The sequence below is a fragment of the Stenotrophomonas sp. IS26 genome (assembly GCF_054188265.1).
On record NZ_JBSZJV010000014.1, the window covers coordinates 69,657 to 96,261 of the forward strand.

The following is a 26,605-nucleotide window of genomic DNA, read 5'->3' on the forward strand; positions in this document are numbered from 1 at the left end:
TGCGCTGCCATGACAGTGGCGAGCACCGGTCACGCCGCCGAGGCCCAGCCGTGGCTGGATACATCGGCCAGCTTTGAAACCCGCGCCGCCGCGCTGGTGGGGCAGATGACCCTGGAAGAAAAGGCCGCCCAGATGCAGAATGCCGCGCCCGCCATCGAGCGCCTGGGCGTTCCGGCCTACGACTGGTGGAACGAAGGCCTGCACGGCGTCGCGCGGGCAGGGCAGGCGACAGTGTTCCCGCAGGCCATCGGGCTGGCCGCCACGTTCGACGTGCCGTTGATGGGGCGGGTGGCCACCACCATCAGCGACGAGGCGCGAGCCAAGCATCACCAGTTCGTGCGCGAGGGGGCGCATGGCCGCTATCAGGGCCTGACCTACTGGTCGCCGAACATCAACATCTTCCGCGACCCGCGCTGGGGACGCGGCCAGGAAACCTACGGTGAGGACCCGTACCTCACCGCGCGGATGGGCGTCGCCTTCGTGCAGGGCCTGCAGGGCGATGACCCGGTGTACCGCAAGCTGGACGCCACGGCCAAGCACCTTGCCGTGCACAGCGGTCCCGAGGCCGATCGCCACCACTTCGATGCCCGCCCCAGCAAGCGCGATCTGTACGACACCTACCTGCCGGCGTTCGAGGCGCTGGTGAAGGAGGGCCAGGTGGATGCGGTGATGGGGGCCTACAACCGGGTATACGGCGAATCCGCCAGCGCCAGCCAGTTCCTGCTGCGCGACGTGCTGCGCCGCGAGTGGGGGTTCAAGGGCTACGTGGTGTCGGATTGCTGGGCCATCGTGGATATCTGGAAGCATCACAACATCGTCCCCACCCGCGAAGCTGCGGCGGCACTGGCGGTCAAGAACGGCACCGAGCTGGAGTGCGGCCAGGAGTACGCCACGCTGCCGGCCGCCGTACGCCAAGGCCTGATCAGCGAAGCCGAGATCGACGATGCGGTGACGCGCCTGTTCACCGCGCGGATGCGGCTGGGCATGTTCGATCCGCCCGAGCGCGTGCGCTGGGCACGGATTCCGGCCTCGGTGAACCAGGCCCCGGCGCACGATGCGCTGGCCCTGAAGGCCGCGCAGGCATCACTGGTGCTGCTGAAGAACGATGGCGTGCTGCCGCTGTCACGCAACCTCAAGCGCATCGCAGTGGTCGGCCCCACGGCCGATGACACGATGGCACTGCTCGGCAATTACTTCGGCACACCGGCGGCACCGGTGACGATCCTGCAGGGCATCCGCGATGCGGCGAAGGGCATCGAGGTGCGCTATGCGCGTGGTGTGGACCTGGTCGAAGGGCGCGACGATCCCAGCGCGACGCCGCTGATCGAGGCGGCGTATCTGCGGCCCTCGGCCGACTCCCCGGAACGTGGGCTGCGCGGTGAGTACTTCCGTACGCCCGATCTGTCAGGGACGCCGGCGCTGGTGCGCACCGATGCCCAGATCGGGTTCCGCTGGGACCGCGGCTCGCCGACCGACAACCTGCTGGCCCGCGGCGAAGCGGCGCCGGGGCAGGGCATTCCCAACGATGGCTTCAGCATCCGCTGGCGTGGCCAGCTGCTGCCGCCGGTATCGGGCCGCTACCGGATCGAGGCGGCGGCCGACGACGGCTTCCGCCTCTACGTGGATGGCAAGCGGGTGCTGGACCACTGGGCCAACAGTGATCGCCTGCGCAGCGACGGTGTCGATCTGGACCTGCAGGCGGGCCGTGCCTATGCGCTGACGCTGGAGTACTACGATGCCGAGCGCGACGCCGGCGTGCGGCTGGGCTGGCGCATGCCCGGGGCGAAGCCGCCGTTCGAAGAAGCCGTCGATGCCGCCCGGAGTGCGGACGTGGTGGTGTTCGTCGGCGGCCTGACCGGCGACGTGGAAGGCGAAGAGATGACGGTCAACTATCCGGGCTTCGCCGGCGGCGACCGCACCGACCTGCGCCTGCCCGCCACCCAGCGCGCCCTGCTGGAAGCGCTGCACGCCACGGGCAAGCCCGTGGTGATGGTGCTGACGGGAGGATCGGCGCTGGCGGTGGAGTGGGCCCAGGCGAATCTGTCCGCGATCCTGATGAGCTGGTATCCCGGGCAACGCGGCGGCACCGCCGTGGGCGAGGCGCTGTTCGGCGACGTCAATCCGGGCGGGCGGCTGCCGGTGACGTTCTACCGCGCAGACCAGGCAATGCCCGCGTTCGATGATTACGCGATGGAGGGCCGCACCTACCGCTATTTCCGCGGCACGCCGCTGTATCCCTTCGGCTACGGCCTGTCCTATACCCGTTTCGACTACGGCAAGCCAAGCCTCGATGCGCCCCGTATGGCCGACCACGGCACGCTCAAGGTGCAGGTGGAGGTGGCCAACACCGGCAAGCGGGCGGGCGATGAAGTGGTGCAGCTGTATGTGCGGCGGCTTGCAGCGGGTGCAGGCGATGCGCAACAGACGTTGCGCGGCTTCCAGCGCGTTCACCTGACGCCGGGAGAGCGGCGCACCGTGACCTTCGAGCTGGACGCGCAGCAGGCGCTGCGCGAGTACGACGACGCGCGCGGCACCTATGTCGTTCCGGCCGGGGCGTATGAGGTGCGGATAGGCGGCTCAAGCGCCGACGCCCGCGTGCGGAGCCGCTTCACGGTGGAGGCGAATCGTGACTGAAGCCCCCCACAGGGATACCCCCGAGCACACGCTGTCGGTCCGGGAGAAGCTGGGCTACAGCCTGGGCGACCTTGCGGCCAACCTGATCTTCCAGACGCTGATCACCTATCTGGCGTTCTTCTATACCGATGTGTACCGGTTGCCGCCCGCCACGGCGGCCACGATCATCTTCGTGATCGGCCTGCTGGGTGCCTTCGTGTTCACCCCGCTGATCGGCATTGCCGCCGACCGCACCGTCAGCCGGTGGGGAAAGTTCCGGCCCTGGATCCTGTGGACGGCGATCCCGTTCGGCGTGCTGTCGCTGCTCGCCTTCAGCACGCCGGACCTGGGTGCGCAGGGCAAGGTTCTCTATGCGCTGGTGACCTATGGCCTGCTGATGTTCGTGTACGCGGCCAACAACCTGCCGTACTCCGCGCTCAGCGGCGTGCTCACCGGCAGCATGGCCCAGCGCAACAGCCTCTCTGCCTACCGCTTCGTGGCGGTGATGATCGCGCAGTTCATCATCCAGGTCCTGCTGTTGCCGCTGGTGCTGATCCTGGGCGACGGGGATCGGGTGCAGGGCTTCGAGCGGGTGATGACGGTGTTCGCGGTGGTGGGCACGCTGTTCTTCCTGGTCACCTTCGCCACCACGCGCGAGCGCATCGTGCCGGCCAAGGAACAGACCGGCGGGGTGATGCAGGACCTGTCCGACCTGCTGCACAACCGGCCGTGGAAGGTGATGCTGGCCCTGACGGTGCTGGTCTTCATCAACCTGGCCCTGAAGGGCGGCACCTACATCTACTACTTCCAGTACTACATGAGCGAGGCCGCGCTGGCGGGCTTCCTCGACACCACCGGCTTCAACCGCTTCATCGGCGGATTGAACGCGACACTCAACGGGTGGGGCCTGTCCGGCTTCACCTGGCCGGAGGACCCGGCGACCTCGGCGTTCAGCCTGTTCAACGCCTGCGGCATCCTGTGCATGATCCTGGGCATCGGGGTCTCCCGGCGCCTGGCCGACCGCTTCGGCAAACGTGACGTATTCGGTGGCGCACTGCTGGCGTCCACCGTGTTCCTGCTGGCGTTCTACCTGTTTCCGCCCACGGGGGTCGGCGTGGCCTTCGGCGCCTTCATGCTGCACGGGTTCTGCTACGGCATCACCATCCCGCTGCTGTGGGCGATGATCGCCGATGTGGCCGACTATTCCGAATGGAAGAACCATCGCCGCGCCACCGCGATCATCTTCTCCGCGATGCTATGCGGGTTGAAGATCGGGCTCAGCATCGGCGGTGCGCTGGTCGCCGGCATTCTTGCGCACCACGGCTATCAGACCGGCGCGGAACAACAGCCGCAGGCGGTGGTGGACGGCATCCGCCTGACGGTGAGCCTCTACTGCTCCATTCCCTTCCTGGTCGCCGTTGCACTGCTCTTCCTCTACAAGATCGACAAAGGGATGGAGACGCGCATCGAGCAGGACCTGCACCTGCGTCGGCAGGGAAGCACCCTTGATCGGCTCGCGGCGCATGCCATCTCCCCGCCGCTGGTGACCCACATCTACACGGCCGACCCCTCGGCCCATGTGTTCGAAGGGCGCCTGTACCTCTATCCGTCGCACGATATCGACGGCGGCGCGTCCTTCGACGACGAGGGTGGCCACTTCCGCATGGAGGATTACCACGTGCTGCGGATGGACTCCCCCGAAGGTGAGGCCACCGACTGCGGCCTAGCGCTGCATCTGCGCGACGTGCCCTGGGCCGCGCAGCAGATGTGGGCGCCGGATGCGGCCCACCGCGACGGCCGCTACTACCTCTATTTCCCGGCCAAGGACGGGCAGGGCATGTTCCGCATCGGCGTCGCCGTGGCGGATCGTCCCGAAGGCCCGTTCACCGCCGAGCCCGAGCCGATCGAGGGCACGTACTCCATCGATCCGGCCGTGTACGAGGACGACGACGGCGCGCATTACCTTTACTTCGGCGGCATCTGGGGCGGCCAACTGCAGAAGTACCGGGACAATCGCTTTGATGCGGAACATGAGGAGCCCACCGGCGATGCGCCTGCACTGGGGCCGCGTGTAGCGCGGCTGGACGCGGGCATGACCCGACTGGCGGAGCCCACGCGCGAGATCGTCATCCTGGACGAGCACGGACAGCCGCTGCGGGCTGATGACCACGCGCGCCGGTTCTTCGAAGGGCCGTGGCTGCACAAGTACGATGGGCGGTATTACCTGTCGTACTCGACCGGTGATACGCACCTGCTGTGTTACGCCATCGGCGACAGTCCGTACGGACCGTTCACCTATGGCGGCGTGATCCTGAAGCCCGTGGTGGGCTGGACCACGCACCACTCCATCTGCGCGTTCGAGGGCCAGTGGTATCTCTTCTATCACGACGCCTTGTTGTCCGGCGGCGTGACCCATCTGCGCTCAGTCAGGTGCACGCCGCTGCACATGGAGGCGGACGGCAGCATCCGGACGATCGATCCGTATGGCGTTTGAAGCGGCGTCACCCAAGGATGATGCGCAGGCGCCCCTGCATGGTGGGCGCCTGTACTGGTTGCGCGCGGGCAGGCTGGAGGTCGCGCTTGCACCGGACGCCGGTGGCCGTATCGCCCAGATGCGGTACGACGGGGTGGACTGGCTGGTGGGCGAGGACGAGGGTGGGGCGGCCGCCATTGGATGGGGGTGCTATCCGATGGTGCCTTGGGCGGGCCGGATTCGGCAGGGGCGCTTTGTGTTTGATGGCAAGGCGTTTGAGCTCCCACCGAACCTTGGGGCGCATGCCATCCATGGCGTAGGGTTCTCGCGGCCGTGGCGGATTGAAAATCTTGGGGCGGATACCGCGACGCTGTCACTGGCGCTTCCTGAGGATGGGCATTGGCCTTTCGGGGGGCGTGCGACGCAGGCGATCCATGTGCTGCCCGACCGTCTGAAGCTGAGGCTGGCGGTGCAAGCCGGCGACCAGGCGATGCCGGCGGTACTTGGCTGGCACCCGTGGTTCCGGAAGCCGGATCAGCTGCTGTTCTCGCCGAGTGCGATGTATCCACGGGACGGGGAGGGCATCGCTACATTGCCTTGTGTCGCGCCCGCGCCCGCGACCGGGCCGTGGGATGACTGTTTCATCAACCAGGCTGAGGTGGTGCTGGTGTCTGGGGCGCAGCGGCTGGAGCTGCGGGCGGACTCGGATCACTGGGTGGTGTATGACGGGACTGCGCACGCGACCTGTGTGGAGCCTCAGACTGGGCCGCCTGATGGGTTCACGCTGGCGCCGAAGCGGCTGGAGTCGGGGCAGACGCTGGAACTGAGGTTCGAGCTGCGTTGGGGCAATGTAACTACCCCACGCGCGGAATGACGCGGGACAGCGCAGCATGGGATGGAGCGAAACGCGACATTGCCTCTACCAGCCGGTACCCCCCAAGAACCTGCACATAGCGCGTGGACGCGCGGGCACGCTGCCAGAATGCCCGTGACCGGTCCCGGGCGGGTGTAATCTCGGCTCTAGCGCCTGATGGCGATAAGGCGGTAAGTTTCCACAACACGCCACTGGACGGCGTTGAACAGGGACGTAACGCAATGCACTCGGATCACCGCAACTATTTCAAGTTCACCTCGAAAGCCCGGCTGGACAAGTCCGTCAACGCGCTCATCGGCATCGTCGAAGGTATCGTGATCGACGGCCAGATCAACGCCCTCGAGCTCGACTACCTCAATCTGTGGCTGGCCGAGCACGACGCCGTGCGTGACCAGCACCCCTTCAACGAGCTCGTGCCGGTTGTCACTGCCGCGGTAGCCGACGGCATCCTGACCGAGGAAGAACACGCAGACATCGTGTGGCTGTGTGAACGCCTGCGCTCGACTGAGTTCTACGACGACGTGACTGCCGACCTGCAGCGGTTGCACGCCATCATGGGGGGCATCGTCGCGGACACGCATATCTCCGTGGAAGAGCTGCGCGCCCTGTCCGATTGGATGGCAGATCACGAGCACCTGAAAACATGCTGGCCCTTCGACGAGGTGGGCAGCCTGATCACAGGGGTGCTTGCCGACAAACAGATAGACGCGAAGGAACACGCGATGCTCCAAGCTTTCTTCGCAGAGTTCACGCCCTTGCTTGACGACCGCACAATCACCAGTCCGCGCGTGTTGGAAGGGCGGCAGATCGTTGGCTTATGCGCGGTGGATCCAGAGATCAGCTTCATGGAAAGGGGCTTCTGCTTTACAGGCGCATCGTCGCGCTTCACCCGCGCCGAATTCGAAGGCGTCGTTAAGAGGCTTGGGGGATCGGCCCATTCATCGCCTTCAAAGAAAGTCCACTACCTGGTCATTGGTGCAGAAGGGAATCCGTGCTGGGCGTTTGCGTGCTACGGACGCAAGGTCGAGAATGCCATTAAGCTGCGTAAAGCAGGATCTCGGGTTGTCATCGTCCACGAGCTCGACTTTCACGATGCGTTGGCCGATCACGGCAGCTAGTGGGCATGAATTCCCGATAGTTCCAGCGCTCGCGACACCGCAAGCGTCGCGGCCGGCGTCACTTGAGCGGCGTGCTCAAGGGGTCCCTTGGCACCATCCGCAGCAGCTTCCCGTCCACCCCGTCGGTGAGCGCGTAGATGGAACCATCTCCAGCGACCTTGACGTCACGAATACGTTCGCCGAGTTCACCGAGCAACAGCTCCTGGCGCACTACACGGTCACCATCGCGAACAAGGCGGCGGACACTCCGCTCACGCAATGCCGGCACCAGGAAATCGCCCTGCCATCCCTGGAAAAGGGCGCCTTGATAGACGGCCAAGCCAGAGGGTGCGATGGACGGCGACCAGATCACCTCCGGGTCCTCGAACCCCTGGTGATGCGTAAACGGGCTCACCCGGGCAAACGGGTAATCGATTCCGTGACTGACCAGCGGCCAGCCGTAATTGCCACCCGGTCGAAGCCGGTTGAGCTCATCGCCGCCGCGCGGTCCGTGTTCGCTCACATACACGGCGCCGGTGAAGGGGTCACGCACGATGCCTTGCGGGTTGCGGTGGCCTGAGGTGTATATGGCCGCGCCGTTTGCACTCGGGGCGAGCGAAATGCGCATCACTTTGCCCAGCGAGTTGCTTTGGTTCTGGGCTTCCTCCCGGCGTGCACTCCCATCGCCCACCGTCATCAGCAGGGTGTGCGTGTCGAGAAACGCCAAGCGCCCGCCGTTGTTGCCGTCGCTGGGCTTTGGCGTGGATTCGAATAGAATTTCCACCTGATCTATCGACCACTCACCGCCGGCGAAGTTGAGCGCACTACGTATCAAACGGACGCCCACGCCGCGAGGATCACGGTAGCCCTGCGTCAGATAGATGCGGTGGTCCTTCTCGAAATCGGGTGAAAGGGCGATGTCCATCAGACCGATCACGCGCTCCTGCTGATATCCGGCGGGTATCTTGGAAAGGTTGACGCCCACACGGTCGCCGGCCCGGTCAATCACCTTAAGCTGGCCAGCCATTTCGGTGACGAGCAGTCTTCCGTCCGGCAGTTCCGCCAACGACCAGGGCCATTGGAGGCCGTCGGCGACGATGGTCGCTTGGTATCCCGACGCCGCAGGCGGCTGTGACCGTTCCGGCTTCGGGTGCATCAACAGGAACGACGCAAGCGGCAGCAACACCAGGCAGGCAGACAGCAGGTAAGCAAGGCCACGGTGCAGACGTGGCCCGCGCACGGCACGCGCCGTCAGCGTGTGGCTCACGTATCCTCCCACCAGCCCACACAAGCTGAGCACGGCCAAGCCTGGCATCTCCCGGATCGCAGCGATCGCCGGCATCGGGATCACGCTGCGCAGCAGCGCCAGCACGATGGCCAACCCAACCAGACTGGCGAGCAGCGCGCAGGGCAGGGCGCTCAACCCCAACCGCCGCAGGCCCGCCTGCAGACCTAGCGCGAGGACGCCGCCGGCCAGCGAAAAACCAACCATCACAGGTCCGAACCGGGCCAGATCCTCCACGGTAACGGCAGCCCGGGCCTGCCAGCTGACCTCAAGGCCCAGCTGGGTAAGCGCATGCAGATTGATCTGGGTCTGCATCAGGCTGGCCACAGCGGCGGTAGCCAAGGAGGCAGCCAGGGTGATGGAGACCGTTCGCAACCAGGAGCGCATGTAGGGAGTTCGTCAGGGTAAGCCGAAGGCGCACTGTAGCAATGGGGTCCAGTGAACCTCCAGTGATGCGCAGCGCCGAAGAATTCACGGCAGAGGAACTGCACGACGGCGACCCTCTACGGACCTGCTTTTGAACCGAAGAGTCTCTTTCCATGCCCAACAAGCAACTCACCACGATCAATCCGCTGACCGAGGAAGTGGTCGCCACCTATTCCTACATGTCCGATGCCGAAGCCGCCGCCGTCGTGAAGGCAAGTCATGAAGCGTTTCTGCAATGGCGTCTGCGCAGCCTGGATGAGCGCGCAACCGTGATCGCTGGCATCGCAAAAGGACTCCGCGAGCGTAAGGAAGAGTTCGCACAGCTGATGACCGACGAGGTCGGCAAGCTCATTGAAGACAGCCGCACCGAGATCGAGCTGTGTGCCGGTATCTGTGACTACACCGCCAAGCAGGGGCCGGTCGTGCTGGCCGATGAGGAGCGCGATGTGGACGGTGCCACAGGCATCGTGACCCACGCGCCCATCGGCGTGGTTTACGGCATTCAGCCGTGGAACTTCCCGGCCTACCAGGCGATCCGCTATTCCATCGCCAGCCTGATGGCAGGCAATGGCGTACTGCTCAAGCATGCCGAGAGCTGCACCGGCAGTGGGCTGCTTTTGCGTGACATCTACGAAAGTGCCGGGCTGCCCAAGGGGCTGTTCGGGGTGCTGTTGATCAGCCACGATCAATCCAATGACATCGTGGAAAACGATCTGGTACGCGCGGTGACACTGACCGGGAGCGAGACGGCAGGGCGCACCGTGGCAGCCAAGGCCGGTGCGGCCCTCAAGAAGACCGTGCTTGAACTGGGCTCCAACGACGCCTATCTGGTGCTGGACGATGCCGACCTGGATCTGGCGGTGGCGACCTGCGTCAAGGGCCGCCTGTTCAACAACGGCCAGACCTGCGTCAACGCCAAGCGCTTCATCGTGACAAAGAAGAACTATGACGCCTTCGTCAGCGGCTATGCAAAGGCGTTCGAAGCGATCCGGATGGGCGACCCGAATGCCGACGACACCCAGCTCGGCCCCATGGTCTCCAAGGCGCAGCGCGACAAGCTGCACGAACAGGTGACCAAGAGCGTCTCGCAAGGGGCCCGTCTTCTGGTGGGCGGTGAAGTGCCGGACCGCACCGGCTGGTTCTACCCGGCCACGGTGCTGGCGGATGTGGCGCCGGGGCAGGTGGCCTACGAAGATGAGCTGTTCGGTCCTGCAGCGGCCATCATCCGCGCCGAGGACGATGAGGATGCCATGCGCATCGCCAACGACAGCCGCTACGGCCTGGGCGGGGGCATCTTCAGCCGTGACGTGCAGCGCGCCCGGGAGCTGGCCAGCAAGTACTTCGACACCGGCATGATCTTCATCAACACCTTCGACGTGGCATCGCCAACGCTTCCGTTCGGTGGGGTGAAGGCGTCGGGCTATGGTCGCGAGCACGGTCCGGAAGGTCTGAAGGAGTTTGTGAACGTCAAGTCGATCAAGATTGCGGCTGCGGCGTCGGCTTGATTTCAGCACAGTGGCCTGGCCGCGGATGGATAGGGCATCGATGGCCATTAGACATCATCACCAATATAAAGCCTGGCCGACTCTCGCCAGTTGCAGGTTTGAGACGGTAAGCTTCCCCGAGCTACAAGGGGAAGCTTATGCTCAAAAGGATTTCAGCAGGATTGCTGCTTTTTTCGCTTGCGTGCTCTTCGCACGCTCAATTGCAGTCTGCAACGGGCCCTAGACCCAAGCCGTTGCCTCCGACCCCCAAGGCTGCCCACAACTCGATGTCGAAGAGCACAACGCCCTTCAACTGCCAGGAATTGGCATGGCCGAATCACCCTCACCCGAGTATGAAGGCGTACTGCGATCGCGTTGAGGCCCGTACTCTGTCAGCTGAGGCCCAACGCGCCGGGCGTCCCGGCCCTTCGGACAACGTTATCAACCTGCCTCCCTTGGGGTCAGGCGCCTCGAAGCGTTCGGGAATGGCTTGTATCGGCGGTCAAGCGTTCCGAAAATTACCGAATGGGTGGGAGCAAATCCATGCTCAGGCAGGTGGCTGGCAGCGTTGCCGGGAGCAGTAGCCGGGGGTAGGGGGGCGCTTCCTATGGAAGCGCCTTACACGCACCGGCGCAACCTCGGACCACGGGTCATATCGACCACACTGAATCGCTTGGCTCCGCATGATCTTGGCGCAATCTGATTAGGCTCATGACTGGCCGGGAACGCTCGGAGGCGCCACCCGGCCGCCCTCGCGCCCTCCGTAAGTGGACGTCCTACTTTACTGCTGGCCGATCTCGGCCATTTGGCGGCGCAGACCAATCTCTGCATAGGCGGGAATCCCTGGGCGCGTTGCGCGAGCAAAGCACTCGGCCGGGCGCGTATTGGGACACAGGTCTCAAAAGTTCCATAGCCACGCGCCGGCGCACCTCGATTCCGCCAACAAGGAGCCCCATCGCAGCCGATGGGCCTCACAGAACATTGACACTGAAGTTGCGCTGGTGATATCAATCAATCCGGGGAAAACAGGAGGGGATGGGGATGGAATACACGGAAGTATCCTCTGCACGAACAGGGGACGGCACGCTTGAGGCACAGCACTACAATGGTGTGGTTAAGCTTTTTTCGCCGGACCCTGCGATCGTCTCCAAATTGCTTAAGGAGGTTGGCGCGGGTCCATCCAGCAGCGTCGCAGACGCTACACCTATGCCGAATGACGTGGCGCAACGGTGACAGCATTGCCGGCATTGACACGCTTGTCATCGGCTACCTCGCGTTGATGATGGTGATGGATGGCTCAATGACGCTTGGCATGCTCATCGCATTCCTCACCTACAAGCGCCTGTTCACCGTCAGCGCCATGGGCTTGGTAGAAGTTTCTTTCCGCATCCGTGCTGTGCGTATTCACCTTGATAATCTCATCGATCTAGCACCAAGGCAGCCTGTCCCCTTGAAACCGGATCACAGCGACGCGCACGAGCTGGACTTTTCTCAGCCTATCCACCTGAAAGGCATCACATTCTCCTACCCAGGCTCCGATCAGCCTATTCTTCGGGGCCTTTCCACGTGCCTCCAAGCGGGAAGACGGTATGTGATCAGAGGCAATTCCGGTGTCGGAAAGTCAACGTTGTTGAAGCTACTGCTTCGTATTGCCGATCCTCAAGAGGGGTCGCTCTGGCTGGGAAGCACCGATCTCAGAACGGTCCCACGAGAGAAGTGGCTATTCCACATTGGCGTGGTGCTTCAGGGGGACGGTCTCTTCAGCGGTAGCATTCGCGAAAACATTGCGTTTGGGAGTTCCTCTATCGCAGATGACCGGGTCCGAGAGGCGGCGCGCGCGGCATGCATCGATGGAGAGATTCAGGCGCTGCCTATGGGGTACGAAACGGCATTGGGCGATCGTGGAGGCGGCCTTTCAGGCGGCCAGATGCAACGCCTGCTGATTGCGCGGGCGCTCTATAGGCGGCCTAGTTTGCTTATCATGGACGAGGGAACGGCAAACCTCGATGCCGCCACCGAGGCCAGGATTCTCCGTCAGATCCGCTCCATGGGCATCACTGTCGTCCATGCAGCGCATCGTCAGCAAGTCATTGACGACGCAGATGTCGTGATAACTATTGGCGACATGGACGTTGTCGCCACCGAAAGTGGGCAGATAACAGCATGAAGAGGCGAAACAGGCGAGTTCCTTTCAGCAGCCCTCTCATTCCCTGGGTCATCCTGATGGTGGCCATTTCCGTCAGCGCAGCCCCGGCCAACCGCCAGCCAAGCCCATCGCTGTTGAGTCTGGGGGACGATGGCAGGCAGGGGAACGCGTTCAGTGTGCGCCCGGAGATCTCGGCTGACGGCCAAGTAGTGGCGTTCATCTCGATGGCAAGCAACCTTGTGACGGACGCGCGCCCAGGCTTGAATATCTACGTTCGTGACGTAGGTCTTGAGACCACGCGTCTCGCTTATCGTGACGCTGGAGCAATTGGTGCGGTTGACACGGATCCGACCATTTCCGGCAACGGGAAGGTGGTGGCGCTGGCGTCGACGGTGGGCATCGGGTTCCACACGTCGGCGCGCCAGATAGTCCTAGTAGAAGGCGATGAGAGAGATGTTGTGAGCCGCAACGATGACGGCGACGTGTCAACAGGACAGAGTGTCACCCCGTCTTTGTCGTTTAATGGCCGCCGCGTCGCCTTTGTGGCAGTTGCCGAAAATCTGGCGCCGGGCTGCAGCGAACGGTTCTCGGCCATCTACCTGCGCGACCGCGCCACCGGTACCACACGTTGCCTCAGTGTTGGCAAGGACGGCCAGCCTGCCGACGGGGCAAGCCTTCAGCCCGTGATATCGGCCGATGGGATGTTTGTTGCCTTCCGGTCCGCAGCGACTAATTTGGTGGCTGGTGATACCAACGGCGTTGATGATGTGTTCGTTTACAGTGTGGGTGAAGCAACATTGCGGCGGGTCAGCGTGGGTGCCGATGGTGCCCAGGCCGAAGGGGAGAGTAGTGACCCTTCCATCTCGGGGGATGGAACGAACATCGCATTCCTGTCCCGAGCTGGAAACCTAGATCGCCGTGCTATGAACGGCGAATACGCGGTGTTTGTACGTGATCTCAGCAATTCCACAACGCGGCTCGCCAGTGTGTCTAGCAAGGGTAAGGCAGCAGAGACCTTCTCGGGGCAGCCGCGGATATCGGCCGATGGCAGGTATGTTGCATTCCTGAGCCCGTCTTCCGTGCTCGCCGGGAAGCGATCAAACGGTAAACGCCAGATATATCGTCACGACCTAAGCACCGGCGACACCATCCTGGTCAGCCGCGGGCATGATGCGTTGCCAGGGAATGGAAACAGTTTCCAGCCCGCCATTTCCGCTAATGGACAAATGATGGCCTTCCGATCAGCCGCCTCCAATCTCGTCAAGGAGGATACCAACCTGACGGATGACGTCTTTCATATCACTCTCCCAGTTTCCGACCGTTGATCAAGACGCACAGTAGACCGTCATCGGTCCTAACTACTGTGCCAGACTGGCATAGTTCTTCAAGTCTGGTTTGGGGTCCCCTCGGCTCTGGGGAAGATCGGGCTGACCTAGCTCAACGAGTGGATCGGCTGACCGTACTGGCGTCAGATGATCCGTGCCCTGGCTGCTACTGCTCACTTCAGCAGCGTTGATCTGTTACCAGGATCCTTGTCCATTCGCTATGACCACTCGTAAGCTCCCCCGGCAGCCAGACACCCGATAAGTAGAACTTTTTGGCATCTTTAACCAGCCAGGAGGTTGCATGCGCACATCAAAATTCACCGAGACGCAGATCATCACGATCCTTAAGCAGGGCGATGCCGGGCTTGCGGTGAAGGATCTATGTCGCCAGGCCGGCATCAGCACGGCGACGTATTACCAGTGGAAGAGCAAGTACGGCGGGCTTGAGGCGTCCGAGCTTCGTCGAGTCAAGGACCTCGAAGCTGAGAACGCCAAGCTCAAACGCATGTATGCGGAAATGGCGCTGGATAACGCGGCACTGAAGGACCTGATCGCAAAAAAACTGCAGGGCCGGGTCAGAAGCGTGAGGCAGTGCGTTTCCTCACCGAGGTGCACGCGCGCCCCCTGAGCCGGTCCTGCGGTTACGTGGGTTTGTCTCGTGCGGCCTGGTATGCGCCGCCACTGGACTGGACCGTGCGCGATGCGGAGTTGATCTCGGCATTGGCCAGGCTGGTCGACGAGCGGCCCAGTCGAGGTTTCTGGAAGTGCAGCGGTCAACTACGCAAGAAGCGACCGGACTGGAATCCGAAGCGGATCTATCGGGTATACAAGGCGATGAAGCTCAACCTGAGAAGGGCGGCCAAGCGCCGTCTGCCCAAGCGCAAGCGGGTGCCGCTGTATGTTCTCGGGCATCCAGATACCGTCTGGTCCATGGACTTCATGAGTGACGCGTTGGCCTGTGGCAAACGATTCCGAACGTTCAATGTGGTCGACGACTTCAACCTCGAGGTGCTGCATATTGAGGTGGATACATCACTCAACTCTGGTCGCTTGGTGCGCGTGTTCGAGCAGCTCAAACGTGATCACGGATTACCGCAGGTTCTACGGCCGGACAATGGCCCTGAGTTCCTGGACGAAGCATTTACCCAGTGGGCCAAACTCAGCGGCGTGGCGCTGCGATACATCCAACCTGGCAAGCCCAACCAGAACGCTTTCATCGAACGCTTCAACCGCACGTTCCGTGAGGAGGTGCTGGACCAGCACCTCTTCGCACGCCTTGAGGACGTACGCGAGGCAGCGCATTGGTGGATGATCGATTACAGCGAGATTCGTCCACATGACTCGCTCAGCGGCATGAGCCCCGTCGAGTACCGTACCGCTCACGCCAGAAGCTCTACTTTAGAAATGTCTGCTTGACGGGGGAGCTTACGGCTGCAGCGGATAGTCATCCGGATCGCTGCCACTGGTTTGGCTCTTCTCCGCTGCCTCGCCTTGGGGTCGAAAGGCGCCAGGCAACCAGCGGATCGCAGTCTCTTCCCTGCGCTTGTTCCACGCCTCAAGAAGCCCTCGGGTTTCCGGAACCCCGCTTGCTCCGAGGTGGATGACTCCTCTTAATTCCGACGCCATGCGCTCGCAGTTGACGCCGAGACGGTGTGCCATCGCATTATCGAGGCTCGTGATGGCTCCGGTTGCTACAGAACCAAGCACAGGTGCAGCGCCAATCCCGCTGCCCGAGACGTACCTCATGCGAGGGGAGACCAGTTCCCTGGGGTTCCCATTGCCGAAGGCTGTTTGCACAGGCTGTGTTGAAGTCGGTGCCGTTGTAGTTCGCTGCAAATGATAGTGACCAACTGCAGCACATCCGGAGTAGTGCAAAGTACCCAACGATGAGCCAGACGCAGTCGATCTTTTGAAGGAATGGATTGCCATCGGCGTCATGGCCTTCCACGGAGAAGGAGGCGTCTGTGACCATCGTATTGAAGATGATTCATCGGTCCGGCCGGCTGGTTCGGGTGCGATACCCGCGGACAGTCCGTGGCGCCGGTTGATCGAGCTGCTCACTGCGTGGAGTCAGATCTATTGCGCCGGGAGGAGACCTTGTCGAGGCGTGAGTACGATCCGCATCGTCGGCTTGACCCCTGAGCGATCTGTGGCGTCAAAAAACGTACTTACGCCGGACAAAGTACAAATATAGTTGGCGCAAAAGTACAAATTTAGTTGTCCCGTCAGCAGGGAGGAAAGACTTGATCCACAGCCAGACCAGTTTCAGCCTGCCAAAGTCCATTTCGCATAATGTATATTATGTAAAGCGACCGGCGGCCGCAGTGAGGTACCTCGTGGGCCTGCTCAAGCTCCTACTGGCGTCGCTCTAGCCTCATCGAGGCTCCACGGAAAAACCAGCATTGATGCACGGTCCACGACCTGACCGGCCCCACCTTGATCGCCATAGGCGTCACCCCTACACGCCGTTACTTGCAGGCGGCGTACACCTTGTCGTCCATCTGCCGACTAAGCTCAAACGAACGCTTGATGCCAGCTGCACGGTAAACCGCGTCCCGATGATCTTTGGCCGCTTGGCAGCGATCAGGCTCTTTGTACTGGCTTACCACGACACCCCTGACACCACCACCAGACGATGCCTGGTAAGACTGCCGTTGATCACGCTGACGCATGTCCTGCCGTATACGCTCCAGGCGCAGCTGGTTTTCGTATGCGTCGTATTGCGGCGTGGCATCCCACGTCTTTTGGGGCGCGCTGTTGGCGCACGGTGCAGATTGGTAACTGGTCTTCCCACCTTCAACGCACTTATGCACCTGCTGTGCAGATGCCGGGCCGGCAGCCATAGCGGCCAGCAACAGAATAGCTCTCACGTCCATGTAGCCCCCTATAGCTGAGGGCATCATAGCTCCCGCGGCTGTGACCGGTCACATCGAACCGAGCTGCAAGGCTGCTGCCAGGCGCTTCACAGGACGCAAGCGGTTCAAGGGCGATGATGAGTATCAGCGTGATTACATGCGTCGACTCGACCGGATCAGCCTCAACGTGCTTCAGAACCTGCTTCATTTCGCCCCACTGATAACCGCAGCCATGACCTGCGTGACGGCGTTGATCTGGGTCGTCTACCTGAATTTCTTCCTGCGCAGCTACCGCCGCCAGCAGCGTCCTTCCATCCTGATCACGTCGGGCGCGGGCAAGGACCTGGATGCGCACTGCTTCGTGACCAATCTGGGGCTTGAACCGGTCTACCTGCTGGATGTGGTCATCGACCTGATTGAGCCTACTGGGAAGGTGGTCCGCGCGATCATTCCCGAACGCACAGAGCGTTGGAGCCAAGCGATTCCCGGCGACGACGACGATGTCCGCCGTGCGACCAACGTGGGTGCGCTCAGCAGCGGCGGCGAACGAGACCTGGGGCGATTCCGGACCTTGATCGAGCGCGCCAGCATGGAGAACCCCGACATCGCCGCCGAGAACGCCTTCACCAGTCTGGAAGTCACCGTGGTGACGGTCACGGCGAGCCAGGCAGAGCTGTGTGGCGCTTCGCGCTGCTACCGCATCGAGCAACGCGCCGGTGGCAACGCTCGACTGAGGGCAAGAACCATCAAAGCACGCCAGCTGCAGGGGTACTTTGCGCGCCGTAGCCTGACTCGCCTGTTGACTGACCAGTTGAAGTCCTTGGATACAGCGTAAATCCCATTCACGCCCCTCGTTGTGGTGGGTAGTCGGCACTGCCCTGCCCTCGAACCTACAGGCCGCTGACGATTGCCGGCCGCACTGTACCGACGGCCTGAGGTTGCGCCACGGCCACCCAGGCCACCCGGGCCGCTCGACCTCTCCCCGCCTTCACAGTTACCACGCCACCCCGAATGCAACTATGCAAGGACGCGACCTGCCTCCTCGGTAACCTATGCCCCACTTTCGCCGTCTTTTTGGTCGTTGGCTCCGCCTGCGTCGTCTTGTCCGTTGGCGCTGGCGTGAGCGCCAGGCCTCGGTTCCGGCCATTGAAGCCACCGAGGTCCCCCTGCGTGCCGCGCTGTACAGCGTTGAACAGATGGAGGTGTACGGCCGCGCACTGGCGCGCCAGCATCGGGTGCGGATGCGACCTGGCGCAGAGCGCCTGCTCGATCGCCTGCAGGCCAACGAACGTGTCCTGGAAGATGCCAACACGTTGCTCAGCAACGTAGTGCGCGAACAGCGGCCGGTGACCCCGGCCGGGGAATGGCTGCTCGACAACTACTACCTGATCGAAGAACAGATCCAGACCGCGCGACGCCACCTGCCGCGCGGCTACAGCCGGCAGTTGCCTTCGCTGGTCGCCGGCCCCTCGGCCGGGTTGCCGCGCGTGTATGAGCTGTCGATGCAGGCGATCGCGCACGGCGATGGCCGCATTGATGGGGATACGCTGGGCCGCTTCATCGCCTCGTACCAGTCGCTCGCGCCGCTGAGCCTGGGCGAACTGTGGGCCGTTCCGATCATGCTGCGCCTGGCCCTGCTGGAGAATCTGCGGCGCATGGCGGCGCGGGTGATGCGCGACGGGACGGACCGTGGCCTGGCTGCCCAATGGGCGGACAGTCTCAATCGCGCGGCGTCCGACACCCCGACCGATGTCGTGCTCGTGGTGGCGGACATGGCACGCTCCGAGCCACCCTTGACTGGCGCCTTCATCGCCGAGCTGACCCGGTCGCTGCAGGGGCGCGGCGGTGCGTGGGCCATGCCCATCGCCTGGCTGGAACAGTGGGCCGCCGCGGCCGGGCAGCGCATCGACGAACTGGTCGCCGCAGAGGGGCAGCAGCAGGCGGCCGATCAGGTCTCCATCGGCAACAGCATCGGCAGCCTGCGATTCCTCTCCACCATGGATTGGCGCACCTTTGTCGAAGACATGAGTGTGGTCGAACAGCGGCTGCGGGAAGACCCGATGGCCGTCTATCCGCAGATGGATTTCGGCACCCGCGACGCCTATCGCCATGTCGTGGAGAAGATCGCGCGCGGCAGCCGCGTTGCGGAAGAACGCGTTGCGACCATCGCGATGGATCTGGCGCGGGCGGCTGCGCCGCTTGATGGGCCACGTACGCACGTGGGCTATTGGCTCGTGGGCGAAGGCGTGGACGCCACCGTGGCCGCGGTGGCCGAGGCGGCACCGCGCCACCGCAAGGCCAGGCGACTGGCGCATCGCGTGCCCCTTGCCCTGTACCTGCTGCCGATCGCCCTGCTGGCGGTGGTGGCCACCGCTGGCCTGCTGGCCTCGGGTAGTGGCTCGGTACCCGCCTGGCTGGCCGCGCTGTTCGGGCTGCTGGTGTTCAGCGAGCTGGGCATCGTCCTGGTGAACTGGACGGCGACGGTACTGGTCACGCCCAGGCCGCTGCCCAAGCTCGATTTCAGCGAAGGCATCCCTGCGGCCTGCTCCACCGTGGTCGCGGTCCCCTCGATGCTGTCCAGTATCGACGGCATCGATGTCCTGACCGAAGCGCTGGAGGTCCGCTTCCTGGCCAACCGCGATCCTCAGCTGCGCTTTGTGCTGCTGACGGACTTTCTCGATGCCGCGGCAGCCGAGACGCCGACGGACGACACCCTGCTCGCGCACGCCGTGGAGCGGATCGAGGAATTGAACAGTCGCTATGCGGCTGAGCGCGGCGATCGCTTCTACCTGCTGCACCGCCCCAGGCAATGGAACCCGGGTGAAGGGGTGTGGATGGGGCACGAGCGCAAGCGCGGCAAGCTGGCAGCCCTCAATGCCCTGCTCCGCCAGGGCAATGCGGCCGCGTTCATGCGCACCGTCGGTGACACGGCGGCCCTGATCGGCGTCCTCTACGTCATCACCCTGGATTCGGACACGCAGCTTCCGCGGGATGCCGCACGCGCCTTCGTCGCCACCCTCGCGCACCCGCTCAACCGCCCGCGCTTCGATCCGGCGCTGCAACGCGTGGTGGAGGGCTACGGCATCCTGCAGCCCAGCGTCGGCACCAGTCTCGGCACGCGCCGCACCTCGCGGTTTGCCAGGATGTTCGGCAGCGAGCCCGGCATCGATCCGTACTCCCGCATGGTCTCGGATGTCTACCAGGACCTGTTCGACGAAGGCTCGTTCGTCGGCAAGGGCATTTATGACGTCGAAGCGTTCGAGCATGCGCTCGAAGGCCGCCTGCCCGAGAACCGCATCCTCAGCCACGATCTGCTGGAAGGCTGCTATGCACGCGCCGGCCTGGTCAGCGATGTGCGCCTGTACGAGGACTATCCCGAACGCTACGCCGCCGATGCCAAGCGCCGTGCGCGTTGGATCCGCGGCGACTGGCAGCTGCTGCCCTGGTTGATGCCGTGGACACCGCGCCCGGGATCGGGCTGGGAACGCAACCGGCTCAGCCTGCTGTCGCGCGGCAAGTTGCTGGACAACCTGCGCCGGAGCCTGGTGCCGATCGCTGCCTTGGCCTTGCTGGTGGCGGGTTGGCTGTATGCCGAAAGCCCGGCTGCGTGGACGGCATGGGTGCTGGCACTGTGGTTCGCGCCGCCGTTGATCGGCATGCTGCGCGATGCGCTGAGCGTTCCGGACGACACCCCGCTGGAAGCGCACTACATCATGGTCGGGCGCGGCACGCTGCAGTCGTTGCTGCGCGCGGCCACCCAGGTCGCGTGTCTGCCCTACGAAGCGTTGCTGGCCGGTGGGGCGGTGCTGCGCACGCTCTGGCGCATGACCGTCACCCGCCGCCACCTGCTGCAATGGAACCCCTCCAGCGAAGTCGAACGCCGCCTCGGCAGCGACCGCGGCGCGGAATGGCGGGTGATGGCGCCGGCATCGTTGCTGGCAATTGCGCTGGCGGCCGTTGTGGCCAGCGTGGCTCCGCAGGCGCTGCCTGTCGCCCTGCCCCTGCTGTTGGCGTGGGTCTTCGCCCCCGCCTTGATGGCGTGGCTGGGCCGGCCGCCGGCCGCAAGCGTGGCCGAACTTTCCGTGACACATCGGGCATTCCTGGGCCGGCTGGCGCGGCGCACCTGGTCGTTCTTCCAGGCGTGGGTGCGCGAGCAGGATCATTGGCTGCCGCCAGATAACATCCAGGAGCATCCAACCCTGATGGTGGCGCGGCGCACCTCGCCGACCAACATCGGCCTGTCGCTGCTGGCCAATCTGTCTGCGTGGGATTTCGGCTGGCTGCAGCAGGGCGCAGTCGCGGAACGTACCGCGCTCACGTTCGATACGCTGGACCAGCTGCCGCGACACCGCGGCCACTTCCTGAACTGGTACGACACCGAAACCCTGGCGCCGCTGCAGCCGCGCTACGTCTCCACCGTGGACAGCGGCAACCTGGCCGGCCACCTGCTGACGCTGCGCCAAGGCCTCCTCGCGCTGGTGGATGCGCCAGTGCTGGCGCCACATACCTTCGACGGCCTGGCCGATACGCTCGGCGTGCTGGAAGAAGAACGGCAGCGCTATCGCCCTGCTGACGCGCCACTGGGCGAGGCACTCAACCACCTTCGCCAGCGCCTGGCCTCAACGCGTACCGATCCACCCCGTGGCACGGCGCAGCTGCTCGCCCGGTTGCAGGAGCTGGCCGGTCTGGCCGACGCCGTACTGGCGCAATGGCCGGCACCGGAGTCGCCCGAGGAAGGTGCGCTGCACTGGCCGGCCCTGTTCGCTGCCGAATGCCATGCCGCCCACGCAACACTTGCCAACCTCCCGGCCGATGCCGGCGCGGACGATGAGGCGCCGGTGCCCAGCCTGCGCCAGCTGGCCGCCCTGCCCGGTTCCGCCGGTGCGGACGCGCGCGCGCGCATCGAGCAGCTGCAGGCGCTGGCGCACCGCGCCGGGCAGTTCTCGCTGATGGAATACGGGTTCCTGTTCTACCGCACCCGCAACCTGCTCTCGATCGGCTACAACGTCGACGACCATCGCCTCGACAACAGCTTCTACGACTTGCTGGCGTCCGAAGCGCGGCTGTGCGCCTTCGTCGCCATCGCCCAGGGCCAGTTGTCACAGGAGAGCTGGTTCGCGCTCGGGCGGATGCTCACCGAGGTCAACGGCACCCCGACGCTGTTGTCGTGGAGTGGCTCGATGTTCGAGTACCTCATGCCGCAGCTGGTGATGCCCAGCTATCCGGATACGCTGCTCGACCAGACTGCGCGGCATGCGGTCGAGGCACAGATCGTCTACGGCCGTACCTTGAACCTGCCGTGGGGCGTGTCCGAGTCCGGCTATAACGCGGTCGATGCCCGCCTGAACTACCAGTACCGCGCGTTCGGCGTGCCCGGGTTGGGGCTCAAGCGCGGCCTCGGTCAGGATCGGGTCATCGCGCCCTATGCCAGCATGATGGCGCTGATGGTGGCGCCAGAGGCGGCGTGCCAGAACCTCCAGGCACTCGAAGGGTTGGGGTTCTCCGGGCGCTTTGGCATGTACGAAGCGATCGACTACACCCCCGCCCGGCTACCGCCGGGGCAGGATCACGTGCTGCTGCGCTCGTTCATGGCCCACCACCAGGGTATGGGCCTGCTGTCGCTGGATTACCTGTTGCGCGACCAGCCGATGCAGCGCCGTTTCGTTGCCGATACCGAGTTCCAGGCCACCTTGCTGCTGCTGCAGGAACGCATCCCGCGCATCGGCGTGTTCCATCCGCATGAGGTCGAAGCCCTGGGCGAGCACTCGGCCATGGCCGAGCACGAGACCTCCCTGCGCGTCCTGCGCGACCCGGCTGGCCCGCGCCCGGAAGTGCAGTTGCTCTCCAATGGGCGCTACCACGGGATGCTGACCCATGCCGGCGGCGGGTACAGCCGCCACGGCGACCTGTCACTCACCCGCTGGCGCGAAGACGGCACCACCGATGCCTGGGGCACGTTCTGCTACCTGCGCGACGTGGACAGCGGCGAGTTCTGGTCTGCCGCCTACCAGCCCACCTGCGTGCCGCTGGACCATTACGAGGCGATCTTCTCCGACGCCAAGGCAGAGTTCCGTGGTGCCCGCCGCGGCTGCGAGAGTCATCTGCAGGTCGCCATTTCCGCCGAGGACGACATCGAGCTCAGGCGCCTGCGCCTGACCAACCGCGGCCGTCGCCAGCGCACGGTGGAGATCACCACCTATGCCGAAGTGGTGCTGGCGCCCGCAGCCTCCGACGATGCGCACCCGGCCTTCAGCAACCTCTTCGTGCAGAGCGAGATCCTGGCAGCCAAGCAGGCCGTGCTCTGCACGCGCCGGCCACGTTCGCACGACGAAGTGCCACCGTGGATGTTCCATCTGGTCGCCGTGCATGACGCCGAGGTGGTATCGATCTCGTACGAAACCGACCGTGCGCGCTTCCTGGGCCGTGGCAACACGCCGCGGACGCCACAGGCGTTGACCACCGATACCGACCTCTCCGGCACGGACGGCTCGGTGCTCGACCCGATCGTGGCCATCCGCGTGCGGGTGGTGCTGGAGCCCGAGCAGACCGTGCAGCTGGACATGGTGTATGGCATTGGCGCCGACCGCTCCGGGTGCGAGGCGATGGTCGACAAATACCGTGATCGTCGCCTGGCGGACCGTGTCTTCGACCTGTCCTGGACACACAGCCAGGTGGTGCGCCGGCAGATCAACGCCAGCCAGGCCGAGGCATCGTTGTACGAGCGCCTGGCCAGCCACGTGCTGTATGCCAATCCGCTGCTGCGCGCGGGCGACGCCGTCCTGCAGCAGAACCAGCGCGGACAATCCGGGCTGTGGGGCCATGCCATCTCGGGCGACCTCCCCATCGTCCTGCTCAAAGTCACCGACGCGGAGAACATAGAACTGGTCAGGCAGCTGGTGCAGGCGCATGCGTATTGGCGCCAGAAGGGACTCAACACCGACCTGGTCATCTGGAACGACAGCAAGGCCGGCTATCGGCAGGAACTGCAGGACCAGATCCTGGGCATGGTGGCGGCCAGTTCGGAGACCGGCCTGCTCGATCGCCCCGGCGGCATTTTCGTGCGGCCGGTGCAGAACATGAGCCACGAGGACCGCGTTCTGCTGCAGGCCGTGGCACGGGTGGTGCTCAGCGACGAGGACGGCACGCTGGCGGCGCAGGTGGGGCGCCAGCCGCTGCCTGTGCGACGGATTCCGGCCCTGGTGCCGCAGGCGGAGCAGCAGGAGCTGGCCCTGGCTATGGAAGAGACGCCCGGGCTGGCCATCGTCGCCGACCCCGGGCCCGAACCCGGACTGCCCCCGGGCGTTGAGCACGACGAAGTGGTGGACGACCCGTGGCCGTTCCTTCCGTACCGCGGCGCCGGCCTGTTCGACAACGGCACCGGCAGTTTCAGCGAGGACGGCCGCGAATACGTGGTGGTGGTGCGCGAGGGTGCCCCGACCCCGGCGCCGTGGGCGAACGTGATCGCGAACGCCCGTCTGGGCACGGTCGTCAGCGAGAGCGCACCGGGCTATACGTGGTTCGAAAATGCACATGAATTCCGCTTGACGCCCTGGCTCAACGATCCGGTGTCCGACACCGGCGGCGAAGCCTTCTACGTGCGCGACGAGGACACTGGCCGTGTCTGGTCGCCGATGCCGCTGCCGTGCCGGGGCACCGGGGCGTACCGGACGCGCCATGGATTCGGCTACACCGTCTACGAGCACATCGATGACGGCATCGTCAGTGAGTTGTGGGTGTTCGTCGACGTCACCGCCCCGCTGAAGTTCTCGGTCCTGCGGTTGCACAACCTCTCGGGCCGGCCACGGCGGCTGTCGGCCATCGGCTACGTGGAATGGGTCATGGGTGACCTGCGCCCGAAGTCGCGCATGCATGTGGTCACCGAACGCGACCCGCAGACCGGGGCGCTGATGGCGCGCAACAGTTACAGCACCGAGTTCGGCGGCCGGATGGCCTTCTTCGACACCGATGCCGAGGGCTGCGGCTGGACCTGTGATCGCCTGGAGTTCATCGGCCGCAACGGTGGCCTGCACGCACCTGCGGCGCTGCGTCGCGAGCGTCTGGATGCACGGGCCGGTGCGGGCATGGATCCCTGCGCGGCGATCCAGGTGCCGCTGGAGCTGGCGCCGGGCGACCGCAGTGAAACCACGTTCCGCCTTGGCGCGGGGCGCGACCGCGAGGAAACGCTGGCGTTGGCACGAAGCCGCCAGGGCAACCAGGAAGCCATCGATGCGCTGGACGCCGTGCGCATCCACTGGCGCAACGTCCTGGCCACGGTGCAGGTCCGCACGCCGGACCCGGCGTTCGACGCACTGGCCAATGGCTGGCTGGTCTACCAGACCTTGGGCTGCCGCTACCTGGCACGCAGTGGCTACTATCAATCCGGCGGCGCGTTCGGCTTCCGTGACCAGCTGCAGGACGCGCTCGCCCTCGTACACGCGCGCCCGGACCTGACCCGCGAACACCTGCTGCTCTGCGCGGCACACCAGTTCACCGAAGGCGATGTGATGCACTGGTGGCACCCGCCGCAAGGTCGCGGCGTGCGCACCCGCTGCTCGGACGATTATCTGTGGTTGCCCCAGGGCGCATGCCGCTACCTGGAGGTCACCGGCGACGCCAGCGTGCTGAACGAAGTGGTCGGCTACATCGAGGGGCGCGCGGTGACCACGGAAGAGGAAGGCTACTACGACATGCCCACCCTTTCGGCACAGCGCGGCACACTCTATGCGCACTGCGTCGTCGCGCTGGAACGCGGGTGCCGGCTGCTCGGCGAACGCGGGCTTCCGTTGATGGGCAGCGGCGATTGGAACGACGGCATGAACCGCGTCGGCGACCAACAGCGCGGTGAAAGTGTCTGGCTCGGGTTCTTCCTGCATGACACGCTTCGCCGCTTCGTCGGGCTGGCCAACGCGCGCGGCGATGCCGCCCGTGCGCAATGGTGCGAAGAACAGGCCGAACGCCTGCGTCAGAACCTGGAGCAGCATGCCTGGGACGGGGCATGGTATCGCCGTGCCTGGTTCGACAACGGCGCCATGTTGGGCTCGTCACAAAACCAGGAATGCCGCATCGACTCGATCTCCCAGAGCTGGTCGGTGCTGTCGGGCGTTGCCGCGCCTGAGCGTGCCAGCCAAGCACTGGATTCGCTGTACACGCATCTGGTGCGAAAGGACGCCAAGCTGATCCAGCTCCTCGACCCGCCCTTCGACCAGACCACGGAGGACCCCGGTTACATTCGGGGTTACGTACCCGGCGTGCGCGAGAATGGCGGCCAGTACACCCACGCGGCGGTGTGGGCGGCGATGGCATTCGCACAGCAGGGCGATGCGGTACGTGCCTGGGAGCTGGCCGGCATGATCAACCCCCTCAACCACGCACTGGACCCGGCGGCGGTCCAGACCTACCGCGTCGAACCCTATGTGTTGGCCGCCGATGTCTACGCCGTGTCGCCGCATGTCGGGCGTGGCGGCTGGACGTGGTACACCGGCTCGGCCGGCTGGATGTATCGCCTGCTGGTGGAATCCCTGCTCGGCATCCGTCGCGACGGCGATCGTCTGTCGCTTGAACCGTGCCTGCCCGATCACTGGCCGTCCTTCGAACTGAGCTACCGCTTCGGGCGCAGCCTGTATGAGTTCGTGGTGACCCGCACGGCGCAGGGCCAGCCGACGCTGCATGTGGATGACGTCCTGCAGCCGGACCTCAACGTCCTGCTCCGCGACGACGGTCATTACTACCGTGTCGCGCTTGATCTGGGTGCACCTCCGGGATGAACGTTCGTCCCGACATACAGGTGCAGCTCGATGCCCTGGCCGACAAGCTGGACCACTGGGTGGCGCGCGTGCGCCACCCGGCGCAGTTCTGGCCGCAGTTTGAACAGCTGACTGGCGAGATTCTCGACCAATGCGCGAATGCGGAGAGGGACCATGCGCGTGCGTGTATACAGGCCATGCTCAAGGGCCATGGGCTGGAGTTGCCGCCATGGCACGAACGCGATGAAAGCGTGCCGCCGGGCGAGCCAGGAGAGTGATGGCTT

At 64.5% G+C, this 26,605-nt stretch carries 13 protein-coding genes and 1 pseudogene; 12 read left to right on the forward strand and 2 right to left on the reverse strand.

What is annotated here, in order from left to right:
• The first annotated feature begins 9 nt into the window (after positions 1-9).
• From ACW6W5_RS13070 to ACW6W5_RS13090, 5 genes and pseudogenes are all read left to right on the forward strand, one after another.
• On the forward strand, positions 10-2,634 hold the full coding sequence (locus ACW6W5_RS13070; RefSeq protein ID WP_193222824.1) for a glycoside hydrolase family 3 protein: 2,625 nt from the start codon (positions 10-12) through the stop codon (positions 2,632-2,634).
• Positions 2,627-4,114, forward strand: a pseudogene (locus ACW6W5_RS13075) (MFS transporter); the annotation flags it as partial. The gene ACW6W5_RS13070 and the pseudogene ACW6W5_RS13075, both read left to right, overlap by 8 nt.
• A gap of 27 nt (positions 4,115-4,141) precedes the next feature.
• Positions 4,142-5,107: a glycoside hydrolase family 43 protein gene (locus tag ACW6W5_RS13080; RefSeq protein WP_319020624.1), complete on the forward strand. Its 966-nt coding sequence runs from the start codon at positions 4,142-4,144 to the stop codon at positions 5,105-5,107.
• Entirely contained in the window at positions 5,097-5,960 is an 864-nt protein-coding gene (locus ACW6W5_RS13085) for an aldose epimerase family protein (RefSeq protein ID WP_152153192.1), read from the forward strand. Before ACW6W5_RS13080 ends, ACW6W5_RS13085 begins: the two co-directional genes overlap by 11 nt.
• Positions 5,961-6,181: 221 nt before the next feature.
• Positions 6,182-7,078, forward strand: coding sequence for a BRCT domain-containing protein (locus tag ACW6W5_RS13090; RefSeq protein ID WP_152153194.1), 897 nt, complete (start codon positions 6,182-6,184; stop codon positions 7,076-7,078).
• 58 nt (positions 7,079-7,136) lie between these two features.
• Here ACW6W5_RS13090 and ACW6W5_RS13095 read toward each other — a convergent pair whose 3' ends face one another.
• On the reverse strand, positions 7,137-8,729 hold the full coding sequence (locus ACW6W5_RS13095; RefSeq protein ID WP_152153196.1) for a PQQ-dependent sugar dehydrogenase: 1,593 nt from the start codon (positions 8,727-8,729) through the stop codon (positions 7,137-7,139).
• Positions 8,730-8,881: 152 nt separating this feature from the next.
• On the opposite strand from ACW6W5_RS13095, the gene ACW6W5_RS13100 reads away from it, so the two are divergent.
• The 4 genes from ACW6W5_RS13100 (at position 8,882) to ACW6W5_RS13115 (ending at position 15,139) form a co-directional block, all read left to right on the forward strand.
• Positions 8,882-10,273 carry an aldehyde dehydrogenase family protein gene (locus ACW6W5_RS13100; RefSeq protein WP_152153198.1) on the forward strand — a complete coding sequence of 464 codons (1,392 nt, stop codon included), beginning with the start codon at positions 8,882-8,884 and terminating at the stop codon, positions 10,271-10,273.
• Positions 10,274-11,465: 1,192 nt separating this feature from the next.
• Positions 11,466-12,419, forward strand: coding sequence for an ATP-binding cassette domain-containing protein (locus ACW6W5_RS13105; RefSeq protein WP_193222821.1), 954 nt, complete (start codon positions 11,466-11,468; stop codon positions 12,417-12,419).
• Positions 12,416-13,723, forward strand: coding sequence for a TolB-like translocation protein (locus tag ACW6W5_RS13110; protein ID WP_152153202.1), 1,308 nt, complete (start codon positions 12,416-12,418; stop codon positions 13,721-13,723). The genes ACW6W5_RS13105 and ACW6W5_RS13110 overlap by 4 nt, the downstream gene beginning before the upstream one ends.
• A gap of 301 nt (positions 13,724-14,024) precedes the next feature.
• A protein-coding gene (locus ACW6W5_RS13115) for an IS3 family transposase (protein ID WP_193222822.1) occupies positions 14,025-15,139 on the forward strand; the annotation gives its coding sequence in 2 pieces (ribosomal slippage) (positions 14,025-14,277 and positions 14,277-15,139; 1,116 coding nt in all).
• Between the two features lie 1,052 nt (positions 15,140-16,191).
• Here the strand turns inward: ACW6W5_RS13115 and ACW6W5_RS13120 are convergent.
• Positions 16,192-16,599 (reverse strand): hypothetical protein, encoded by a 408-nt coding sequence (locus ACW6W5_RS13120; protein WP_193222823.1) that lies wholly within the window; start codon positions 16,597-16,599, stop codon positions 16,192-16,194.
• A gap of 40 nt (positions 16,600-16,639) precedes the next feature.
• Between ACW6W5_RS13120 and ACW6W5_RS13125 the strand changes: the two genes are divergently transcribed.
• The 3 genes from ACW6W5_RS13125 to ACW6W5_RS13135 all read left to right on the forward strand — a co-directional run bounded on the left by ACW6W5_RS13125 (position 16,640) and on the right by ACW6W5_RS13135 (position 26,599).
• The gene (locus tag ACW6W5_RS13125) at positions 16,640-17,413 is read left to right on the forward strand and encodes a hypothetical protein (protein WP_152153206.1); all 774 of its coding nucleotides are present in this window, start codon (positions 16,640-16,642) and stop codon (positions 17,411-17,413) included.
• A 217-nt stretch (positions 17,414-17,630) separates the two neighbouring features.
• Positions 17,631-26,342, forward strand: a complete 8,712-nt coding sequence (locus ACW6W5_RS13130; RefSeq protein WP_152153208.1) for a glycoside hydrolase family 94 protein — start codon at positions 17,631-17,633, stop codon at positions 26,340-26,342.
• Positions 26,339-26,599, forward strand: a complete 261-nt coding sequence (locus ACW6W5_RS13135) for a hypothetical protein (RefSeq protein ID WP_121036810.1) — start codon at positions 26,339-26,341, stop codon at positions 26,597-26,599. The genes ACW6W5_RS13130 and ACW6W5_RS13135 overlap by 4 nt, the downstream gene beginning before the upstream one ends.
• Positions 26,600-26,605: the final 6 nt, after the last annotated feature.